Below are 1122 nucleotides of genomic sequence, written 5' to 3' on the forward strand. Positions count from 1 at the left end.
CAGCACGATCGAGATGCTGAGCTGCCTTCGGATCGATATGCTGTATCCGCTCCGCCAAGTTACAAATCGCGTGAGCGTATCGGAAGCGTGCGGCAGTCGACATAACCGCCGCCCCCTTATCACGATCCTTGCCATCTGCATCTTGCATGGTCCGATCGTCCTTTAGGAGAATTTCAAACACAACCTACAGGATGCGACATTTTCGCACAGTGGTGCAGGTCGATGCGTATGGAATCGTACGGAACTACAGTCAGCTCGCGCCGAGGTTCTCACCGCCGAATTAACGCGAGCAGCTTGGTTTTAGTATTGCTAGGCGGGAGGAGTTCGCACGGCTTCCCGTTCAACTTTGGCAACTCGTCGCAGATGATCTGGATGTTCCGCTGGTCTGTCCCCAGGAAAGTGGTCCTCCCTGAAGTAGGCTTTTGAGCCGCTGGAGGACCCGAGAACGGTACAGAAGAAGCACAAGCCTGGAGAGATCGTCGCCAAGCTGAGGCAGGTGGACGTGTTGCTCTCGCAGGGCCGCCCGGTGGCGGAGGCGATCCGCTCGATCGGCGTCACGCCGTTCGCCTACTATCGATGGAGCAAGGAGTTCGGCGGTCTGAAGTCCGACTAGGTCAAACGGCTGAATGACCTCGAGAATGAGAACGAGGGGCTGCGCAAAACCATATCGGATCTGACGCTGGAGAAGCTGATCTTGAAGGGTGAGGCTTTGCCCAACGCATCGGGAAACTGATGATGCCGTTCGAAGAGTCCCGCGCCTCTCCGAACCGGCGGCGGCGTTGCATCGATCACACCGTGCGCAAGTTCGGCGTGTCGGAGCTGTCATCACGACCTGCGCGTCGCTAAATGAAGGCCCCCAACCTTATCGACCACCGGTAGCGGTCTCCAGCGAAGTTCGGACTTACCAAAGCGGCTTTCGGCCATAACTCTCCAAACTGAGCAAACACGCGCGTTGCGTATTTCTGTGGCGATGGGAACTCGGCCAGCAAATCCCGATGTTTGCCACTGATCATGGGATCGTCAGCACTCGGGTTGCCGGCCGATGCGACCCAACGATCCGGGTGAGAGCAAGCGCCCAAGGAGGGCGACAGATATGTCCAGAGCAACGGAAGTCCGCAGCTC

Annotated in this window: 1 pseudogene; it reads left to right on the plus strand. The window is 57.8% G+C overall.

The features are described 5' to 3' along the window. Positions 1-430: 430 nt before the first annotated feature. Positions 431-804, plus strand: a pseudogene (locus tag H7A85_RS20645) (transposase); the annotation flags it as partial. Positions 805-1122 lie beyond the last annotated feature (318 nt).

The organism is Aureimonas sp. ME7, from assembly GCF_903970965.1.
Taxonomy (GTDB): Bacteria; Pseudomonadota; Alphaproteobacteria; order Rhizobiales; family Rhizobiaceae; genus Aureimonas.